Below are 3,844 nucleotides of genomic sequence, written 5' to 3'. Positions count from 1 at the left end.
GCCACCACGGTCGGGGCGGCGGCCGAGGAGCTCGGCTCCTCGGTCAACGAGATCGGCCGCCAGGTCGGCTCCTCGGCGGACCTGGCGCAGGCCGCCGTCCGCGAGGCGGCCGCCACGGCCGACCTCGTCCAGGCCCTGAGCACCGGCGCGCGCCGGGTCGGCGAGGTGGTCGACCTGATCTCGGCGATCGCCAGCCAGACCAACCTGCTGGCTCTCAACGCCACGATCGAGGCGGCCCGGGCCGGCGTCGCCGGCCGCGGCTTCGCGGTCGTCGCCACCGAGGTGAAGGCGCTGGCCGACCAGACCGCCAAGGCAACGGCCGAGATCTCGGCCCAGATCGCGCAGATCCAGGGCTCGACCGGCCAGGCCGTCCAGGCCATCGACGGCATCGCCGGCCGCATCCGCGAGATCAGCGGCATGGCCAACTCCATCGCGGCGGCGGTGGAGGAGCAGGGCGCGGCCACCCAGGAGATCGTCCGCAACGTCGCCGAGGCCGCGACCGGGACCGAGTCGGTGACCGTCAATGTCAGCGGGGTCGCCGGCGCCGCCGAGGAGACCGGCGCGGCCGCCGCGCAGGTCCTGGCCTCGGCCTCCGAGATGGCCCGCCAGGCGGCCCATCTCGGCAGCGAGGTCGAGCACTTCCTGGCGACGGTCCGGGCGGCCTGAGCGCGGTCACGCGGTCTCGGCCGCAGGTCGCAATTGACGTATCTCACGCCGTCATCGCGAGCGCAGCGAATTGACCCAGGGCAGCGCGACGCCACAATCGTGGCGCCGGCTGGATTGCTTCGCTCCGCTCGCAGAGACGGCGCCGGGCTGGTCGACCGGACGACGGAATCAGGCCTCGCCGGCCTCGGACCACGCCCGCAGGCGCTCCATCCAGGCGTCGGAGGCCAGCACCGTCAGCCCCGGCAGGAGCGACAGCGGTGTGACCCGCTCGACCCGGTCGCGCTCGCCGAGGCGCAGGCCGCCGCGCTTGGCGTAGAGGCGCAGGATGTCGGCGAGCCGGCCCTCCTCGGGGGGCTCGTTGCGCGCCACGGCGCGGATCTTCTCGACGATCTCGTCGGTGGTGCAGTCGACGATCCCGTCCGTTCCGGCCCGGTGGTCGCGCAGGCCCTCCTCGTAGAGGAGCCGGAGCGCCAGCAGCACCAGGGTCTCGTCCTTGCGCAGGCGCTCCGAGACGATGTCGTGGCGCGGGGCGTCGGCGGCCGGGCTCAGCGAGACCATCTGGTCGCGGTGCGAGACGGTCAGCGCGTAGCCGAGGCAGGCGAAATAGTCGGTGAAGAACGGCGCGTAGTGCCGGGCGAGCTCGTAGGAGCGGCCGATGCCCTGCGTCTCGGCGTAGATCACCTGCCCCTTCAGCAGCACCTGGAGGGCGCGGCACAGCTCCTCGGCGTCCGGGGGCCCCGCGGCGGGGGGGGGGGGGGCGGCGGGGCCCGCGATCGAGCCGCGGGGGCCCCCTCCCCCCCCACCACCACCTGGGGGGCGCGGCACAGCCCCCCGGCGCCCGGCGCCCGGGCGCCGGGCGGCGGCGGCTCGTCGCCGTCGATAATCGCGCGGAAGCCCTCAAGCACGGGGACGGCGCTCCAGCAGGAAATCCGGGCAGTCCAGCCAGCCGTTGACCACGCGCTCGGGCAGCCGGGTCAGGGCGTAGCGCGCGCCGAGCTTGGCGTCGAACAGCACGTCGATCTCGCGCAGGCGCTGGAACACGATGAAGTCGTCGACGCCCGCGATGACGATCTGCGACCCGCGCAGCCGGACCGCCTTGCCGAGCCGGGCCTCCACGAAGGCGCTCATGCTCTCGGGCGTCACGGTGGTGCGGCGGCGGAACTCCGCCTTGGCGGCCGCGAAGGCGTCGACCACGGGGTCGTCCTCGATGTCGGGCAGCGGCTCCATGTCGATGGCCGACTTGCGGGCGCGCGGCGCCTGGAGATGCGCGTGCCCGATCGGCGGCCGCAGCAGCGAGACGTCGCCCGGCACCTCGGGGGCGATCTCCGACCCGCCGACGGCGCGCAGCATCGCGGCGACGCGCTCGACGCCGCTCGGGTCCGGGCGGTCCATCACGTGCAGCGCGGAGGCGATCCGGCGCTCCAGGCGCGCCACCACGGCGTCGACGGCGTCGAGGTGGTTGTCGAGGCCCTCGAACACCGCGAGGATCTGGGCGAGATCCGCCCGGACGGCCCGCTGCGCCGTGTCGAGATCGGCGCTCCGCCCCTCGCGGATCAGGCCCTCGGCCAGGGCCCGGACCGTGAGGGCGTCGCGCAGCGCCCGGCCGGCCTCGCGCACCACGCTGGCGCGGAAGCGGAACGGGTTGAAGCGGGTGTGCAGCGTCCGGTAGTCGCTGATCAGGTGGCGCTCGACGAAGTCCTCGAAGAACAGCCGGAAGGTCTTGGCGCGGTCGGGCTCGCGCAGGATGCGCTCCTCGACCTTGCGCATGCCGGCCGCGAGCCCGCGCACGTGGGACAGGAAGGCGGCCGCGCCCCGCGCGGCGTTGGACAGCGCCTCGGACCGGTTCGCCGGGTCCGACAGGGCGCTCTCGAGCCCGCCCAGCACCTCCAGAACGGCGCCCCCGTAGGAGCGGGTCTCGCCACGCTCCAGGCGCGACAGCTCCTCCAGGAGAAGGCGGGCCTCCGGGTCGAACTCCGCGACCGGGACGTAGCGCTCGCGGCGCTCGATCAGCCAGCCGGTGTCGAGGAGGCGCCGGTAGAGCGCCGTGCGGCGCTCGGCCGGGTCGGCCGAGATCGGCTCGTCGCCGCTCACCTCCGGGTCGCTCCAGCCGGCGGCGAAGTCGCCGATCTCGGCCAGGAGCTCGGCCTTGCGCACCGGCTCGGCCCCGAGGACGCGCCGGTGCAGGTGCAGGAGCAGGGCCGCGTTGAAGCCGCGGCTCGGCGAGGCCAGCGGCTTGAACAGCTCGTCGGACAGCTGCGCGAACAGCATCGTCTCGAAACTCTCGCCGTCGCGCAGCCGTGCCGCTTACTTCGCGCCGAGGAGCTCGACGTCGAAGATCAGCGTGGCGTTCGGCGGGATCACGCCGCCGGCGCCGCGGGCGCCGTAGCCGAGCTGCGGCGGGATGATCAGGGTGCGCTTGCCGCCGGTCTTCATGGTGGCGACGCCCTCGTCCCAGCCCTTGATCACCTGGCCGGCGCCGAGGGGGAAGCTGAAAGGCTGGTTGCGGTCGCGGGACGAGTCGAACTTCTTGCCCTTCTTGCCGCCCTCGTCGAGCCAGCCGGTGTACTGGACGGTGACCGTCTGGCCGGCCTTCGGCTCGGGCCCGGTGCCGACGACCTCGTCCTGATACTTGAGGCCCGACGGGGTGGTCACGGTCTCGGCATTGGCGGCTGTGGTCATGGCGATCAACGCGGCTCCGAAGAGGGGGGACAGGCGAGGCATGGTATCTCCCTGGAGCCGGCGCCGTGCGCGCCGGCCGTCGGGAGGCCTTCTATCGTTTCGGACCCGTCCAGGCCAGGGAGGCGGCCGGCGGCGCCCCAGGACGCGCTTGGGGGCGCGCTCGGGGGCGCGCTCAGGCGGCCCGGACGCCGTCGAGGAAGCGGCCGACCTCTTCGGTCAGGTGTTCGGCCTGGGCCGACAGGGCGGCGGCCGCGCCCAGGACCTCGCCCGCCGCCGCCTCGGTGGCGCCCGACGCCGCGGCGACGCCGGCGACGTGGCCGGTGACCGCGGCCGCGCCCTGCGCCGCCTGACCGACGTTGCGGACGATCTCGCGGGTCGCCGCGCCCTGCTGCTCCACCGCCGCCGCGATCGTGGTCGCCACGCCGTCGATGTCCCGGATCCGGGCCGTGATCGTCCCGATCGCCGCGACGGCCTGGCCGGTCGAGGCCTGCACCCGCCC

4 protein-coding genes and 1 pseudogene are annotated in these 3,844 nt (G+C 74.6%); 1 reads left to right on the top strand and 4 read right to left on the bottom strand.

Going from position 1 to position 3,844, the window contains the following annotated elements; genetic code table 11:
- On the top strand, positions 1–666 hold a 666-nt coding region (locus ACLBYE_RS29915; protein ID WP_447696936.1), incomplete at its 5' end, for a methyl-accepting chemotaxis protein.
- Positions 667–834: 168 nt separating this feature from the next.
- Here the strand turns inward: ACLBYE_RS29915 and ACLBYE_RS29910 are convergent.
- From ACLBYE_RS29910 to ACLBYE_RS29895, 4 genes and pseudogenes are all read right to left on the bottom strand, one after another.
- On the bottom strand, positions 835–1,440 hold the full coding sequence (locus ACLBYE_RS29910; protein ID WP_447696937.1) for a DUF4194 domain-containing protein: 606 nt from the start codon (positions 1,438–1,440) through the stop codon (positions 835–837).
- Between the two features lie 123 nt (positions 1,441–1,563).
- Positions 1,564–2,934, bottom strand: coding sequence for a Wadjet anti-phage system protein JetA family protein (locus tag ACLBYE_RS29905; protein WP_091679805.1), 1,371 nt, complete (start codon positions 2,932–2,934; stop codon positions 1,564–1,566).
- A gap of 36 nt (positions 2,935–2,970) precedes the next feature.
- Entirely contained in the window at positions 2,971–3,387 is a 417-nt protein-coding gene (locus ACLBYE_RS29900; protein WP_026605341.1) for an FKBP-type peptidyl-prolyl cis-trans isomerase, read from the bottom strand.
- A 130-nt stretch (positions 3,388–3,517) separates the two neighbouring features.
- Positions 3,518–3,844: pseudogene (locus ACLBYE_RS29895) on the bottom strand (methyl-accepting chemotaxis protein); the annotation flags it as partial.

The sequence above is a fragment of the Methylobacterium sp. A52T genome (assembly GCF_053346095.1).
Note: the sequence above shows the minus strand (reverse complement) of the source record. Positions and strands in the feature narration are given on the sequence as shown.